The following is a 15,399-nucleotide window of genomic DNA, read 5'->3' on the forward strand; positions in this document are numbered from 1 at the left end:
CGTCGGAGACCAGGAGGTACTCCGGCACCGTGACGGCGTTCTTGAGCAGCCGGTGGACGTAGATCACGTCCAGGCCGACGAGCTTCTTCCGGTGCCGGATCGTCTGAGTCGCGACGTCCCCGACGTGCGCGACGAACTTCAGCTTCAGGGCGCTGGTCTTCGTGCAGCTCTGGCAGGGGCACATGTTGAGCTCGACGAGCCGGCGCTGCGTGTGGAAGGCACGGTGCATCTCGACGGCTGCCCGGGTGACGGCGGCGAGCGTCGCGGCTCCGTCCAGCCCGTCGGCGTCCCGGGAGAGGAAGGCCGCATCGCCCTCGATCTCGATGAGGTCGAAGTCGCGCGCGGCACCGACGATCTTGTCCAGCAGGCGTCTCGTGACCGCCTCCGCGTGCCCGAGCATGCTGCGGTGGAACTGCATGTACTCCGTGTAGCCGCCGATGTCGGCGATGAGGAGCAGGGCACGCCGGGTCGCCATGGGCGGACATCAACGGGATGCGGGGGCTGCGGAGTCGTCTGCGTGAGCGCGGGCTGGAGCCGTGATCGGATCCGTGCAGGTCGACGGCGTATCGGTGGAGTTCGGTCGACGGCGGTGCTGCCGTGGCCCACGTCACTGCTAGCAAAACGCTTGCTTCCGCTAGCAGTGGGCATACAGACTGATGTGGGTCTCCGGACCGACGCACGCTCGATACCGGCACTGCGATGTCGATCGGTCCAGCGAGAGGCCGAGACGATCCACACCCCCCAGGCAGCCGATCCAGCGACGCTGCCCGCCGTCCATGAGAGGCCAGGTCCACATGGCACAGTCGAAGACCACCACGAACACCGAGACCGTCGACGTCCCCGTCGACGTTGCCGTCGCGGAGGGCGACCGCGGCCCCAAGGGCCCGACCGGTCCCGTCGGCGCTCCGGGCGAGCCCGGTGACAAGGGGCCCCGCGGCCCGGTCGGCGCGGCGGGCGAGCCCGGCGAGAAGGGGCCCCGCGGCCCGGTCGGTGCCGTCGGCAAGCCGGGCGACACCGGCCCGACCGGTCCTGTCGGCCCGGTGGGCAAGCAGGGCGACACCGGCCCGACCGGTCCGGTCGGCCCGGTCGGTGAGCGCGGCCCCAAGGGTCCGATCGGTCTGCCGGGCGAGCAGGGGCCGCAGGGCGACAAGGGCCTGCAGGGCCCCGAGGGCGCGACCGGCCCGCAGGGTGAGCAGGGCCTCCCCGGCTCGACCGGTCGGCCCGGCGAGGCCGGTCCGCAGGGCCAGCCCGGGTTGCGCGGCGAGCAGGGTCAGCAGGGTCCCGCCGGCGAGCGGGGCCTGCCCGGCGAGCAGGGGCCGGTGGGCGAGCAGGGCCTTCGGGGCGCCCAGGGTCAGCGTGGCGTGATCGGGGAGACCGGCGAGCAGGGCCTGCGCGGTCTGCAGGGCCTGCAGGGCGTGCTCGGTGAGCAGGGCGAGTCCGGCGTCCGCGGCCTCCAGGGGCCGCAGGGCGTCCAGGGCCAGCCCGGCCCGGCCGGCCCGGTCGGTCTGCCCGGCGTGCAGGGTCCGCAGGGGGCCTCCGGTCCCGCCTGGCTCCACCAGCCCAGCACCGCCGAGCTCGCGGCCAAGGTCAAGCACGCGGCGCTGGACCTCTCGCCGCGCACCCTGCTCGACCCGCGGGTCGGGGTCCGGTACCTGACGACGCTGACATCGCGGCTGGTCAAGCTGCAGGGCGGGCTGTTCCTGCGCGCCATCGTCGACACCGAGGCCGGGGGCGACGAGCAGACGGTCGCCGACCGGTCCAACGTGCGCTCCATCGCCTGACAGCACTGAAGGCATGAAGGGCGCCTCGTACCGCTGAGTCGGTACGGGGCGCCCTTCGCCGTCCGGGCAGGTCTACCCTTCGTCGGTGCGCTCTGCCGGGGTCCGCATGGCGGGGCGGAACAGGTCCCCGGCTGGACCACGGGTGCTCATCCCGATCCTGGTGCTGGCAGCAGGGGTGGCCCAGGGCTTCGGGCGCTTCGGGTACGCGCTGCTCCTGCCGGCCGTCAACGCCGACCTCGTGCACTCCTACACCCTCGCTGGGCTGCTCGGCACGCTGAACCTGACCGCGTACCTCGGTGGAGCCCTGCTCGTCAGCCTCACCGCCGGCCGCACGGCACCGGCGACGTCGGTACGACTGGGCCTGTTGTCCACCACGACCGGGGTGTCGGTCCTCGCGCTGGCGCCGTCCGTGCCGGTCCTGGTGGCGGGGATGGTGCTGGCCGGGTTCGGCGGGGCGCTGATCTGGGTGCCGGCCCCCGGCATCGCCGGCTCCGCCGTCCCCGTCGCCCGGCGCGGCCTCGCCATCGGGCTGACCGGCAGCGGCGTCGGCCTCGGGGTGGTCGCCAGCAGCGGCCTGACCGCCGTCGTCCACGCCGTCGCCGGCCCCGACGCCTGGCGCCCGGTGTGGGGGATCGAGGCGGTGGTCTCCGCGCTCGTCGCCGTGGCAGCGGCGCGCTGGCTGCGCCCGGCGGTCTTCCCGGTCTCCGGCCCGGTGCGCGTGTCCGCGCTGCGGGCGGTGCCCGGCTGGATCGGCTCGACGCTCTCCTACGGCGGCTACGGACTGGCGATCGCGATCTACATGACCTTCCTGGTCGCCGCGTACGAGGACGACGCCGGCTTCAGCTCCGGGCACGCCTCGGCGGTGTTCGCCCTCACCGGGGTGTGCATCACGGCCGGCGGGATCCTGCTCGGACGCTGGTCGGACGCCGTGGGGAGGCGGGCGGCCATGATGTGGGCCTACGCGGGCATGACCGTGGCGATCCTGCTCGTCCCGGTCGGCGCCGAGCCGTGGGCGGCGTTCTCCGCCCTGCTGTTCGGTCTGGCGATGTCCGGGGCACCGGCGGTGCTCGCCGCCCACCTCGCCGACACGCTCGACCCCCGCCGGTTCGCCGCGGCGTTCGGGGCGGTCACCCTCGTCTTCGGGCTGGCCCAGCTGGTGGGTCCCCAGCTCGGCGGGTGGATCGCCGACCGCACGGGCAGCTTCTCGACCGCGTTCCTGGTCGCTGCTGCCGCCGCGCTCGGGGCGGCTGTCGCGTCCGCCACGCTGCCCCGGAGGGGCACCGCCGCCCCCTCCCTCGGGACGGCGCCCGAGGCGTCCTGACCGTCGTCGTGCCGCGCAACCCGGTCCCGCACCGTCCGCGTTTGCCAGCGCGCCGGATCCGCAGGATGCTTCCCCGCACCCGATACCGGAGCAGGCGGCGCCGAGAGGAACGCCGGCTCCGGTCCCGGACCGAGGCGTGCGCGCCCTCTCCAGAGGAGGACCCCGTGACAGACACCCAGGAGCAGACGGCCAGGACCGGCGACAAGCTGCTCGGCCGGGTGGCCTTCGTGACCGGGGGGACCCGGGGGATCGGTGCCGCCATCTGCCGCAGTCTCGCCGCGCAGGGCGCCGAGATCGCGGCCGGCTACAGCGGGAACCAGGAGGCGGCCGAGAAGTTCGCCCAGGACACCACCGTCACCCACCCCGACAGCAAGGTGTCGCTCCACCGTGGTGACATCGGTTCGGCGGACGACTGCCGGCGGTGTGTCGCCGAGGTCATCGACCAGCACGGCCGGTTGGACATCCTGGTCAACAACGCCGGGATCACCGTCGACCGGACGGTGGCCAAGATGGGCGACACCGACTGGAGCCGGGTGATCGACGTCAACCTGTCCGGCGCCTTCTACCTGTCGCAGGCCGCGCTGGCGCACATGCTGGAGCGGGGCAGCGGGCGGATCGTGATGATCTCGTCGGTGATCGGCGAGACGGGTGGGATCGGGCAGGTCAACTACGCCTCGGCCAAGTCGGGGCTGTTCGGGCTGACCAAGACCCTCGCCCGGGAAGCCGCCATGCAGCTGCAGCGCGCGGGCGCCACCGACGGCATCGGCATCACCGTCAACGCCGTGACCCCGGGCTACACCGCCACCGAGATGCTGGACGCCGTACCGGACAAGGTGCTCGCCGGGTTGCGGGCGAAGATCCCGCTCGGCCGGCTCGGGCAGCCGGAAGAGGTCGCCCGGGTCGTGCACTTCCTCGCCGCCGACGCCTCGTCCTACATCACCGGCCAGGTGTGGGGGGTCAACGGCGGCCTGGACATGTAGAGCCCGGCCGCACGCCCGTCGACGACGGAAGACCACCGAGAGGGAGAGGTGCCGGGTGTTCGACCGCATCGCCGTGATCAACCGGGGCGAGCCGGCCATGCGGCTGACCCGTGCCGTCCGCGAGCTCAACGCCGAGCACGGATCGCGCACCCGGGTCATCGCCCTGCACACCGAGGCCGAGCGCCGGGCGACGTTCGTCCGCGCCGCCGACGAGGGCGTGCTGCTGCGCGAGACGGGGGCCGGCAACCCCTACCTCGACCACGACGAGCTCGCCCGGGCGCTGCGGGCCAGCCGCGCCGACGCCGCCTGGGTGGGCTGGGGTTTCGTCGCCGAGGACCCGGCGTTCGCCGAGCTGTGCGCCTCGCTGGGGGTCGCCTTCATCGGGCCGCCACCCGAGGCCATGCGGCTCCTCGGCGCGAAGATCGAGGCCAAGGTGCTCGCGGAGCAGGCCGGCGTGCCGGTCGCGCCGTGGAGCGGCGGCCCGGTGGAGGGCGTTGAGGACGGCCGCCGGCACGCGGCGGTCATCGGCTACCCGCTCATCGTCAAGTCCCGGAGCGGCGGCGGCGGCCGGGGCATCCGGATCGTCCGGTCCGAGGCCGAGCTGGAGGAGGCGCTCACCCGCACGCAGGCGGAGGCGGGGCGCACCTTCGGCGACCCGACCGTCTTCATGGAGCGCCTGGTGGAGGGTGGTCGGCACGTCGAGGTGCAGGTCATCGCCGATCAGCACGGCACGGCGTGGGCGCTCGGGGTCCGCGACTGCTCGGTGCAGCGGCGCAACCAGAAGGTCCTGGAGGAGTCCAGCTCGCCGGCCCTCAGCCCGGAGCAGGACCGGTCGCTGCGGGAGTCCTCCATCGAGCTGGTGAAGGCGGCCGGCTACGTCGGCGCGGGCACCGTCGAGTTCCTGTACCAGCCGCAGGAGGAGCTGTTCACCTTCCTCGAGGTGAACACGCGGCTGCAGGTGGAGCACCCCGTCACCGAGGAGACCACCGGCCTGGACATCGTGAAGCTGCAGCTGCACGTCGCCGCCGGCGGCCGGCTCGAGGGCGACCCACCTGCACCGTCCGGCCACGCGATCGAGGCCCGGCTCAACGCGGAGGACGCCGAACAGGGCTTCGCGCCCGCCCCCGGCCGGGTCGTGCTCATGCGGCTGCCGACCGGCCCAGGCGTCCGGGTGGACACCGGGATCGGCGTCGGTGACGTCATCCCGCCGCTCTACGACTCCATGATCGCCAAGGTCATCGCCTGGGGCCGGGACCGGCCCGAGGCGCTCGCCCGCCTCCGCTGCGCCCTGCGGGAGACCACCGTCGTGCTGCGCGGGGGCACCACCACGAAGTCCTTCCTGCTCGACCTGCTGGACCGGCCCGAGGTGGCGGAGGGGACCGCCGACACCGGCTGGCTGGACCGCACGGGCGCCGGGAGCCGCGTCGAGACCGCCGGCGACGCCTGGCTGGCCCTGGTCCGGGTGGCCATCGACGTCGCGGACGCGGAGGAGGCCCGCGAGCTGACCGCCTTCCTCGCCTCCGCGCGGGGCGGCCGGCCGCGGGCCCCGCACGAGGTGGGCCGGGTCGTGGAGCTGGGGTACCGGGGCCAGGCGTACCGGCTGAGCGTGGCGAGGGTGGGGCCCGACCGCTACCGGGTCGAGCTCGACGACCGGTCCGTGGACGTGGACGTGGACCGGCTGAGCGAGCTGGAGAGCCGGCTGACGGTGGGGGAAGACCGGTTCTCGGTCGTCGCGGTCCAGGGCACCGGTTCCCACCTCGTCGAGGTCGACGGCGTCACCCACCGGATCTCCACCGACGTGGGCGGGGTGGTGCGCGCCCCGGCACCCGCGGTCGTCGTGGCCGTGCGGGTGTCCGCCGGCCAGGAGGTCGAGGCAGGCCAGACGCTCCTCGTGCTGGAGAGCATGAAGATGGAGACGGCGGTCCGGGCACCGTTCGCCGGCCGGGTCCGGGAGGTCCGCGCCGCCGCCAACGCCCAGGTCGACGCCGGCGCCCCGCTGCTCGTCGTCGAGCAGGCCGGCGGCGACGTCGAGGAGGCGTCCGGCGAGCGGATCGCCCTGCCGGAGAGCTCGGGCACGGCCGCCGGCGGTCCCCGGGACCGGGCGCTGTCGCTGCTGGCGGCGCTCCGGTCGCTGATCACCGGGTACGACATCGGTGCGGGCCACGGCAAGGACCTCGTGGCGGCATACCGCAGTGCCCGGACCGAGCTCCCGCCGGACGATCCGGAGCTGCTGCACGCCGAGCTGGCAGGTCTCACCACGTTCGCGGACCTGTGCGACCTGTCCCGCAACCGCCCGGCCAGCGAGGAGGAGGAGGCCGACCAGCAGGTCCACAGCCCCCGCGAGCACTTCCACGCCTACCTGCACTCCCTCGACGTGGAGCGGGAGGCGCTGCCGGAGAGCTTCCGCGGACGGCTGCGCCGGGCGCTCGCCCACTACGGCGTCGGCGAGGACCTCGAGCCGGGTCCGGCCCTCCAGGCCGCGGTGTACCGGGTCTTCCTGGCCCAGCAGCGCATCGGCGACCAGCTGCCCGCCGTCCTCGCGCTCCTCGACCGCTGGCTGACGGTCGGCCTCCCGCCGTCGGATGCCGCACGGTCGGAGATCGCCGAGGTGCTCGACCGGCTCATCGGCGCGACGCAGCTGCGCTACCCGTCGGTGGGTGACCTCGCCCGGGCGGTGCGGTACCGCTACTTCGAGGAGCCGGTGGTCCAGCGGGCCCGCCAGGAGGTGCTGGACGAGGCGGAGCGGCTGCTGACCGAGCTCGACGACGCCGACGCGCGCGGGGGCACCAGCGACGACGTGGCCCGGATCGAGGCGCTGGTCGCCAGCCCCGAGCCGTTGATCCGGCTGCTGGCCCAGCGCTTCGTCCGCCCGACGAGCAAGCCGGACCCCATCGTGGAGGTCCTCACCCGCCGCTACTACCGCAGCCGCAGCCTGCAGGACGTCCGGTCGTCCCTGCTCGACGGGCACTCAGCGGTGACCGCGGACTACGACCTGCGCGGCACGCGGCTGCACCTGCTCGCCCTGATGGCGAAGGCGGCGGACCTCCCCACCGCGCTGTCCGGGGTCCGGCGGCTGGCGGCCGACGTGACCGACCCGCAGACCCTCCTCGTGGACCTCTACCTGTCCTGGCCGGACCGCCCGGCCGACCCGGACGAGATGGCCGCGGAGCTGCAGCGGCTGCTCGCCGACGTGGCGTCGATGCCGTCGATCCGCCGGGTGACGGTCACCGTGACCACGCCGGACGGCGACGTCGACGCGGTCACCTTCCGTCCGTCCCCGGACGGTCTCGCCGAGGAGCGGATCATCCGCGGGATGCACCCGCTGACCGCCCAGCGACTCGACCTCTGGCGGCTGAAGGACTTCGAGGGGCAGCGTCTGCCCTCCGCCGAGGACACCTACCTGCTGCACGTCGTCGCCAAGGACAACCCGAACGACGAGCGCCTGATCGCCATGGCCGAAGTGCGGGACCTGACGCCGCTCCGCGACGAGGCGGGGGAGATCGTCGGCTTCCCGACCATCGAGCGGCTGCTGACCTCTTGCCTCGACGGGCTCCGGCAGGGGCAGTCGCAGCGCCGGGCGAGACGGCCGCTGGCGAACAACCGGATCCACCTGTACGCGTGGCCGTCGATCGAGGTGCCGCTGTCCGAGGTGGCCACCTTCGCCCGGCTGTCCGCGCCGCTCACGGTCGGCTCCGGTGTCGACCAGATCGTGCTGCTGGCGCGGCTGCAGGACGAGGCGGGCGGTCTGCCGCGCGAGGTGGCCCTGCGCTTCTCCTACCGGCCGGGCACCGGCGTCCAGATGCAGGTCACCGACCGGCCGACCGAGCCCCTGCGCGTCCTGGACGACTACACCGAGAAGGTGCTGAGCTCGCGCGCCCGGGGTGCGGTCTACCCGTACGAGCTCGCCCCGCTGCTGGCCGGTCCCGACGGCACGTTCGTGGAGCACGACCTCGACGAGCAGGGCCGCCTGGCGCCCGTCGACCGGCCGGCCGGGCGCAACACGGCCGGGATCATCGCCGGCGTCGTCAGCACGCCCACCAAGCGCTACCCGGAGGGCATGACCCGGGTGATCCTCTTCGGCGACCCCACCAAGGCGCTGGGCACCGTGGCCGAGCCGGAGTGCGCGCGCGTCGTCGCCGCCCTCGACCTCGCCGAGGAGCGCGGCATCCCGGTCGAGTGGTTCGCGCTGTCCTCCGGGGCGCGCATCTCGATGGACAGCGGCACCGAGAACATGGACTGGGTCTCCCGGGCCCTGCGCCGCATCATCACGTTCACCCAGGCCGGCGGTGAGATCAACGTCGTCGTCGCCGGGATCAACGTGGGGGCGCAGCCGTACTGGAACGCCGAGGCCACGATGCTCATGCACACCAAGGGCATCCTGGTCATGACGCCGGACAGCGCGATGGTGCTCACCGGCAAGCACTCGCTGGACTACTCCGGCGGGGTGTCGGCCGAGGACAACTTCGGGATCGGCGGCTACGACCGGGTGATGGGCCCGAACGGGCAGGCCCAGTACTGGGCACCGAACCTGACGGCGGCCTGCGAGCTGCTGTTCCAGCACTACGAGCACGCCTACGTGGCACCGGGCGAACGCTGGGCGCGGCCGGCGGAGACCGACGACCCGCGCGAGCGCGACGTGCGGTCCTTCCCGCACCAGCACCCGTCCAGCGACTTCACCACGGTCGGTGACATCTTCTCGGCCACCGCGAACCCCGAACGGAAGAAGCCCTTCGACATCCGCACCCTCATGCACGCCGTCAGCGACCAGGACCACCCCGTCCTGGAGCGGTGGGCCGGCATGGCCGAGGCCGACACGTCGGTCGTCCTCGACGCGCACCTGGGGGGACACCCGGTCGAGCTGATCGGGATCGAGTCCCGGCCGATCCCGCGCCGTGGCAGCTATCCGGCCGACGGCCCGGACCAGTGGACGGCCGGCACGCTGTTCCCGCGCTCGTCGAAGAAGACCGCGCGGGCGATCAACGCCGCCAGCGGCAACCGGCCGCTGGTCGTGCTGGCCAACCTCTCCGGCTTCGACGGGTCACCGGAGTCACTGCGCATGCTGCAGCTGGAGTACGGCGCCGAGATCGGCCGGGCGATCACCAACTTCGACGGCCCGATCGTGTTCTGCGTCGTGTCCCGGTACCACGGCGGTGCCTTCGTCGTGTTCTCCGGCGTGCTCAACGAGGGCATGGAGGTCCTCGCCGTCGAGGGTTCCTACGCCTCGGTGCTGGGCGGCGCGCCCGCCGCCGCGGTGGTCTTCACCCGCGAGGTCGACAAGCGGACCTCCGCCGATGCGCGGGTGCGTGAGCTGGAGGCGGCGGTCAGCGCCGCCGGGGGGGTGGAGCAGGCCCACCTGCGGGCCGAGCTCGCCACCCTCCGAGCCGGCGTGCGGTCGGAGAAGCTGGGCGAGGTGGCGGCGGAGTTCGAGGCCGTCCACGACATCGACCGGGCCCGCCGGATGGGCTCGGTGCACGACATCGTCCCCGCCGCCGAGCTGCGCCCGCGGCTCATCGCGGCCGTCGAGCGAGGAATGCAGCGCGCAGACCTGCCCTAGGTCTGCGGCGACGTCAGGACCATCGGAGAGGAACCCCGTGAACGCCTTCGTGCTGAACCGACACGGTCGGCTGGTCTTCCCCTCGAGCATCATGCCGCAGCTGGACTTCTCGACCATGGAGTCCCTGGACCAGCTCGACACCGTCATCCGCCGCGACTTCGAGACCAAGGCGCCGAGCGGGACCGACATCCTGGAGAAGATCCGCACCGGGGACTACGACGACCGGTACGCCCTGATGCGGGACATCGCCCTCAACCTGTTCTGGGCCAACCGCTTCTCGATCACCATGTACGACAAGCGGCCTACCCGGTGGGCGGACCTGCCGCGGACCCGCTCCGACGTGTTCCTGCCCGTGCTCGAGCCGTGGGAGGACGGCGAGACCAAGGTCGCCGCCGTCGAGTCGGCCTACCCGACGCTGCCGGCCCGGTGGGACGCCGACGTCGAGGACCGGGTCTTCGCCGTCCTGTTCGACGTGTTCGGCAACCGCAAGAACCACGCGACGACGCTGCCGGCGGTCAAGCCGACGGTGGAGGAGTTCCTCGCCGACGCCGGCAACCTGACCTTCCGGCTGCCGGACTACGACCCGGACTACCCGGTCTACGAGTACGACGACATCCTCGACTGCCGGGAGGACGTGCCCGAGCTCGAGGCGTTGCACCGTTGGGCGATGGTCCTGCACAACCAGTACCCGTGGGACCGGGCGGCGGTGGAGCTGGCCCGGGCCGACCAGCTCTCCGACGACGACTACGTGGTCGCCTTCCACCCCCGCGACCGCGAGGTGCGGGACTTCCTGCGCCGCCTGCGCGCCGGCGTCGCGCCCCGGCAGGCGCCGCGCCCGCGCGAGTCGAGGCAGCCGGTCCGGCCGTTCCCGGCGGTGGACGTGCGCCGCGCGTTCACCGTGATGCCGCGCCTGGAGTGCCTGGTGGCCGTGCACGGCGACCAGGTGTGCACGAACGACGACGTCGTCCGCAACTCCGCCTACAACTGGTCACCGATGAGCGCGGACGAGATCCAGGAGAAGACCGGTGTGGAGGAACGCCGGTACACCTCGCTGAGCCTGGAGGAGCTGGCGCTGCAGGCGGCGGAGGCGGCGCTGGAGAAGGCCGGGCGTGGTCCGGAGGAGATCGGTGGTGTGATCGTGTGCACCTGCACCAGCTCCCGGTTGATCCCGTCGCTGGCCACCTACCTCTGCGGGCAGCTCGGCATCTACCAGACCCACGCCGCCTACGACCTCATCGCCGCCTGCGCCGGCATGCCCTACGGGCTGGCCGAGGCCGTGCGCATCCTGCAGGAGGTGGAGCGGCCGATCCTGGTGGTCTGCGCCGAGAAGTTCTCGGACAAGATCGGCAATGTCCGCCCCTCGCGCATGCTGTTCGCCGACGGCGCGGCCGCCATGATCGTGGGGGTGGCCGCCGAGGGGGAGGCCCCTGACTTCGACTACCTGCAGACCTACGCCAGCGGCCCGGCGAGCGAGGTGAACTCGATCATCTGGCCCAACCCCGAGTTCGACAACAACATCACCGTGTTCGGCCCGCAGGTGAAGGCGCTCGCCGGGCGCTACCTCGCGCAGATGATCGAGGAGATCGGCGCGCTGCCCGCCCCGGACGGCGGGGCCGGCTCCGTGCTGGACAGCATCGACCTGATCGTGCCGCACCAGGCCAACAAGACGATGGTGCTGCAGCTCGCGGACCGGGCCGGCCTCACCGCCGACCAGCTGTACTTCAACATCGAGACGACCGGGAACGCGTCGTCGGCGAGCATCCCGCTGGCCATCCACGACGCGGTCCGGGACGGCGTGATCACCGCACCGGTCCGGGTCTTCGCGCCGGGCTTCGGTGCCGGAGCCGTCGCCGGCTACGCCGTGATGCGGGTCGACCCCGCGGTCGTCGACATCCAGGACGCCCACCCGTCGGCCGTCGCAGAGGAGCCGCCGGCCCCGGCTGCGCAGGAACCCCAGCCGGCGTCGGAGCAGCTGCGCGAGGCGTTCACCTGAGCACCCGGACGGTGCGCGGCGCGGACGGCACCGCCCTGCGCGCCTGGTGCAACGACGGCGCCGGGCCGCCGGTGCTGCTGTGCAACGGGCTGGGCGCGCCGGAGGCGGCGTGGCCGGGGCTGGTGGGCCGGTCCAGCGGCTACCGGGTGCTCAGCTGGTCCTACCGCGGCCTGACCGGGTCGGCGCGGCCGGTGGACCCGGCGCGGGTCCGCGTGGAGGACCACGCCGACGACGCCCGGGCGGTGCTCGACGCCTTCGACGTCCCGGCCGCGACCGTGATCGGCTGGTCGCTGGGGGTCAACGTGGCCTTCGAGCTGGCGTTGGAGGACCCGCAGCGGGTGCTGGGCGTGCTGGCGGTCGCGGGCGTGCCGGGCGGCTCGTTCTCCTCGCTGTTCGCCCCCTACGGGGTGCCCCGCCGACTGCGCGCCCCGGTCGGCCGGTGGGGCAGCGCCCTGCTGCTCGCCGTCGGCCCGATGCTGCCGCCGATCGCGGCGAGCCTGCCGCCGTGGCCCGAGCTGCTGTCGCCCGGCGCCCTGCGCGGGCCCGCGAGCGAGATGGCGCACCCGGGCGCGCTGCGTGCGGTGCTGCAGGAGTTCTCCCGCCACGACTGGCGCTGGTTCCGCCACCTGGCCCTCGCCATCGCCGAGCACGCCCCGCTGGACATCTCACCGGTGCGCGGCCCGGTCACCTTCGTGGCGGGCCGCTACGACTCGCTCGTCGACGTCGCCGACGTCCGCCGCGCGGCGGGCAGCCTGCCGGGGGCGCGGCTGCGCGAGCTGCCGGGCACCCACTTCCTGCCGCTGCAGCACCCCGGGGTGCTGCTCGAGGAGCTGCGGCGGATGCTGCCCGCCTCGTGACGGGTCAGGCCGGCCGGCGGTCGCGGACGTAGGAGCCGGGGGCCGGCTCCAGCGGCGGGTGGTCGGCGCTGCCCTGGGCCGCCGGCGCCGGGACCTCGTCGCCGGACCGCTCGAGCATCCACTCCGCCCACGGCTCCCACCAGCTGCCGGTGTGCCGCTCGGCCGACGCGCGCCACGCGTGGGGGTCCGGCCCCGGCTCGCCACCGGTCCAGTAGTGGGCCTTCGGGTTGCCCGGCGGGTTGACCAGGCTCTGGATGTGGCCGCTGTAGCTGAGCACGAAGGTGCTCGGCCCGGACAGCAGCTGGGTCGTCCGGTAGCAGCCGTCCCACGGGGTGAGGTGGTCGGTCAGGGCCCCGGTCACGAACGTGGGGACGGTGATCCGGCTCAGGTGCACCGGGCTGCCGAGGACGCGCATCGCTCCCGCCCGGACCAGCGCGTTGTCCCCGAAGATCTCCAGGAACTGCTCGTGCAGCCGCGCCGGCAGGTTCGTGCCGTCGGCGTTCCAGGCCAGGATGTCGAACGCCGGCGGGTCCTCGCCCATCAGCCACTGGTTGACCAGGTAGTTGAAGATCAGGTCGTCGGGGCGCATCCAGCTGAACACCGAGCCCATCTCGCGGGCGCTGATGACCCCGCGCCGGCGCGAGTTGCGGCGGGCGATCTCCAGCAGGCGGGGGCCGGAGAAGGCGCCGAGCGGCGCCCGGTTGGCGAAGTCCAGCAGCGTCACCGCGTAGCCGGCGGCGTGCACCCGGTCGTCGCCGGTCGCGGCCATGTGGTTCAGCGCCGTCGTCATGACCTGCCCGCCGGCGCACAGGCCGAGGGTCGTCACGTCGGGGGAGCCGGTGATCTCCGACGCCACGCCGATCGCGTCGACGACGCGTTGCGCGTAGGTGTCCAGGCCCCAGCCGGCCTGCTCCTTGGTGGGGTTGCGCCAGCTGATCATGAACACCTGCAGGCCCCGGCTCACCGCGTACTCCACGAGGCTGCGCCCCGGGCGCAGGTCGAGGAAGTAGAAGCGGCCGATCGGGGGCGGCACGATCAGCACCGGCCGCTGCCGGACCTGCGCCGTGGTCGGTGTGTACTGGATCAGCTCGATGACCTCGTCACGGTGGACGACCGCGCCGGGGGAGATGCCCAGGTCCTTGCCGACGGTGAAGGCGCTGCGGTCGGTCTGGGTGGGCAGCCCGCCGTTGTGCCGGAGGTCGGAGAGCAGGTTGCGCATGCCGCGCAGGACGCTGCGCCCGCCGGTGTCGAAGGCGCGTTTCACGGCGGCCGGGTTGCCGAGCAGGGTGTTGGTCGGCGCCAGCGCACTGGTGAACGCGTTGAGGACGAACCGCGCCTGCTCCACCTCGCGCCAGTCGGCGCCCCGTGCCTCGTAGGCGTCGACCAGGCTGTTCAGCGACCCGGTCGTCGCGAGGTAGGACTGGGCCAGCCGCCGGTAGGCGGGGTTCGTCGACCAGGCCGGATCGGCGAAGCGCTTGTCCCGGGGGGAGGGCGCGATCTCGTCGGTGCCGCGGAGGATGCGCACCGCGTCCCGCCCCAGGCGGCCGGCCTCCCGCGCGAGGGGTCCCGGCTGGGCGAGGGTGGAGAGGACCGCTCGGGCCATGCCGCGCGGGGAGGGGACACCGACCGGTTCGGCGCTCTCGACCGAGGCCAGCGCCTGGGACTCGTCCGCGGGCACCGGCGGTTGGGCACCGGGACGTGGCGTCCCCGACCGGGTGGTGCGCGGTGTCGACGTCGTGGTCGTCACGGAGGCCTCCTTTGTGACGTGCATCACTCGGAGGCCCGACGGTAGCCGCTCGGGTGGCCGACGTCACGGCCTCGTTCCCGCCGTCCGTGGGTATCCCTGGACGGTGACCGCACCGCTGTTCCTCACCCGTTCGGGCTCCGGTGAGCCGCTCCTGCTCCTGCACGGCATGGGGAGCTCCAGCCGCGACTTCTCCGCCGTCCTCCCCGAGCTGCGCGCGCGCTTCGACGTGCTCAACGTCGACCTGCCCGGCGTCGGCAGGTCGGCGCACCTGGAGCGGCGCCCCACCGTCGCTGCGCTCACCGACGCGGTCGAGCACACGCTCGATGCGGAGGGGGTTGGTGGGGTGCACGTGCTGGGCAACTCCCTGGGCGCCCGGATCGCGCTGGAGCTGGCCCGCCGCGGCCGCGCCCTCTCGGTGGTCGCGATCTCGCCGTCCGGGCTGAACGTGCCGCCGGAGCGGGTCGTCCAGGGGCTGGGCATGGCCGCGGCTCGGCTGGTCACGCGGACGGCGCAGCCACTGTTCGCGCCGCTGTCCCGGTCGGCGGTCGGCCGGGCCGCGCTGCTGGGGCCGCTGAAGGCCCGTCCGTGGAGCACCTCGCCGGAGGAGGCCATCGGAGCGCGTGAGGGCTTCGCCGACTCCCGTGACTTCTGGCGGACCCTGGTGTGGGGGCTGATGCTCGACGTCCCGCGCGGCCTGGACCGCATCGACTGCCCCGTCACGCTGGTCCAGGGTGTGGCGGACTGGATCTCCTCCGGCCAGACCGTGCGCTACCTGCCGCTGGTCCCGGCGTCCCGGTTCACCCCGCTGCTGTGGGCCGGCCACGCTCCCCAGTCCGACCGGCCCGAGACCATCGTGCGGCTGGTCGAGGAGGCGGCAGCAGGCACGGCCCGCGACGAGGCTGCACCGGCGGAGCCCCTGACCCTCGCCGCCTAGTCCGTCGACGCCTCGGCGTCGACGGGCACAGCGGAACCGGCTTCCCGGCCCTGCCCCGCGTCGGCGGCGAGCCGGTCTCGCGACCGTGCGGCGCGGAACCTGCGCTCGGCGCTGTGGCGACTCCGCCGGTGTCAGCACGACCGCCCCCGTACGACCGGGGCAGCGCCGCGCTGACGGCGCCGCACCCCGCGGTATCAACCGGGGTCGTGTGGTCCTCCGGTAGCCAGGGAGG

At 73.7% G+C, this 15,399-nt stretch carries 8 protein-coding genes and 1 pseudogene; 7 read left to right on the forward strand and 2 right to left on the reverse strand.

Annotated elements, in window-relative coordinates; translation table 11 throughout:
- Positions 1–28 precede the first annotated feature (28 nt).
- Positions 29–475, reverse strand: a pseudogene (locus FHL80_RS26045) (DUF2652 domain-containing protein); the annotation flags it as partial.
- A gap of 319 nt (positions 476–794) precedes the next feature.
- Between FHL80_RS26045 and FHL80_RS26645 the strand changes: the two are divergent.
- From FHL80_RS26645 to FHL80_RS02360, 6 genes are all read left to right on the forward strand, one after another.
- Entirely contained in the window at positions 795–1,781 is a 987-nt protein-coding gene (locus FHL80_RS26645) for a collagen-like domain-containing protein (RefSeq protein WP_138731858.1), read from the forward strand.
- A gap of 142 nt (positions 1,782–1,923) precedes the next feature.
- Positions 1,924–3,102 (forward strand): YbfB/YjiJ family MFS transporter, encoded by a 1,179-nt coding sequence (locus FHL80_RS02340; RefSeq protein ID WP_216870357.1) that lies wholly within the window; start codon positions 1,924–1,926, stop codon positions 3,100–3,102.
- Positions 3,103–3,266: 164 nt separating this feature from the next.
- Positions 3,267–4,082 (forward strand): 3-oxoacyl-ACP reductase FabG, encoded by an 816-nt coding sequence (gene fabG, locus FHL80_RS02345; RefSeq protein WP_138731860.1) that lies wholly within the window; start codon positions 3,267–3,269, stop codon positions 4,080–4,082.
- A gap of 55 nt (positions 4,083–4,137) precedes the next feature.
- Positions 4,138–9,636 carry an ATP-binding protein gene (locus FHL80_RS02350; protein ID WP_138731861.1) on the forward strand — a complete coding sequence of 1,833 codons (5,499 nt, stop codon included), beginning with the start codon at positions 4,138–4,140 and terminating at the stop codon, positions 9,634–9,636.
- Between the two features lie 37 nt (positions 9,637–9,673).
- Positions 9,674–11,629 (forward strand): 3-oxoacyl-ACP synthase III family protein, encoded by a 1,956-nt coding sequence (locus tag FHL80_RS02355; protein WP_138731862.1) that lies wholly within the window; start codon positions 9,674–9,676, stop codon positions 11,627–11,629.
- Positions 11,630–11,640: 11 nt separating this feature from the next.
- Positions 11,641–12,486: an alpha/beta fold hydrolase gene (locus FHL80_RS02360; protein ID WP_138731863.1), complete on the forward strand. Its 846-nt coding sequence runs from the start codon at positions 11,641–11,643 to the stop codon at positions 12,484–12,486.
- Between the two features lie 4 nt (positions 12,487–12,490).
- Here the strand turns inward: FHL80_RS02360 and FHL80_RS02365 are convergent, their stop codons facing one another.
- A complete protein-coding gene (locus FHL80_RS02365; protein WP_246078402.1) occupies positions 12,491–14,233 on the reverse strand; it encodes a PHA/PHB synthase family protein in 1,743 nt (580 codons plus the stop codon).
- A gap of 103 nt (positions 14,234–14,336) precedes the next feature.
- Here FHL80_RS02365 and FHL80_RS02370 point away from each other — a divergent pair, with 103 nt between their 5' ends.
- Positions 14,337–15,167 carry an alpha/beta fold hydrolase gene (locus FHL80_RS02370; RefSeq protein WP_246078403.1) on the forward strand — a complete coding sequence of 277 codons (831 nt, stop codon included), beginning with the start codon at positions 14,337–14,339 and terminating at the stop codon, positions 15,165–15,167.
- Positions 15,168–15,399: the final 232 nt, after the last annotated feature.

Source organism: Modestobacter excelsi, assembly GCF_005930495.1.
GTDB lineage: Bacteria > Actinomycetota > Actinomycetes > Mycobacteriales > Geodermatophilaceae > Modestobacter > Modestobacter excelsi.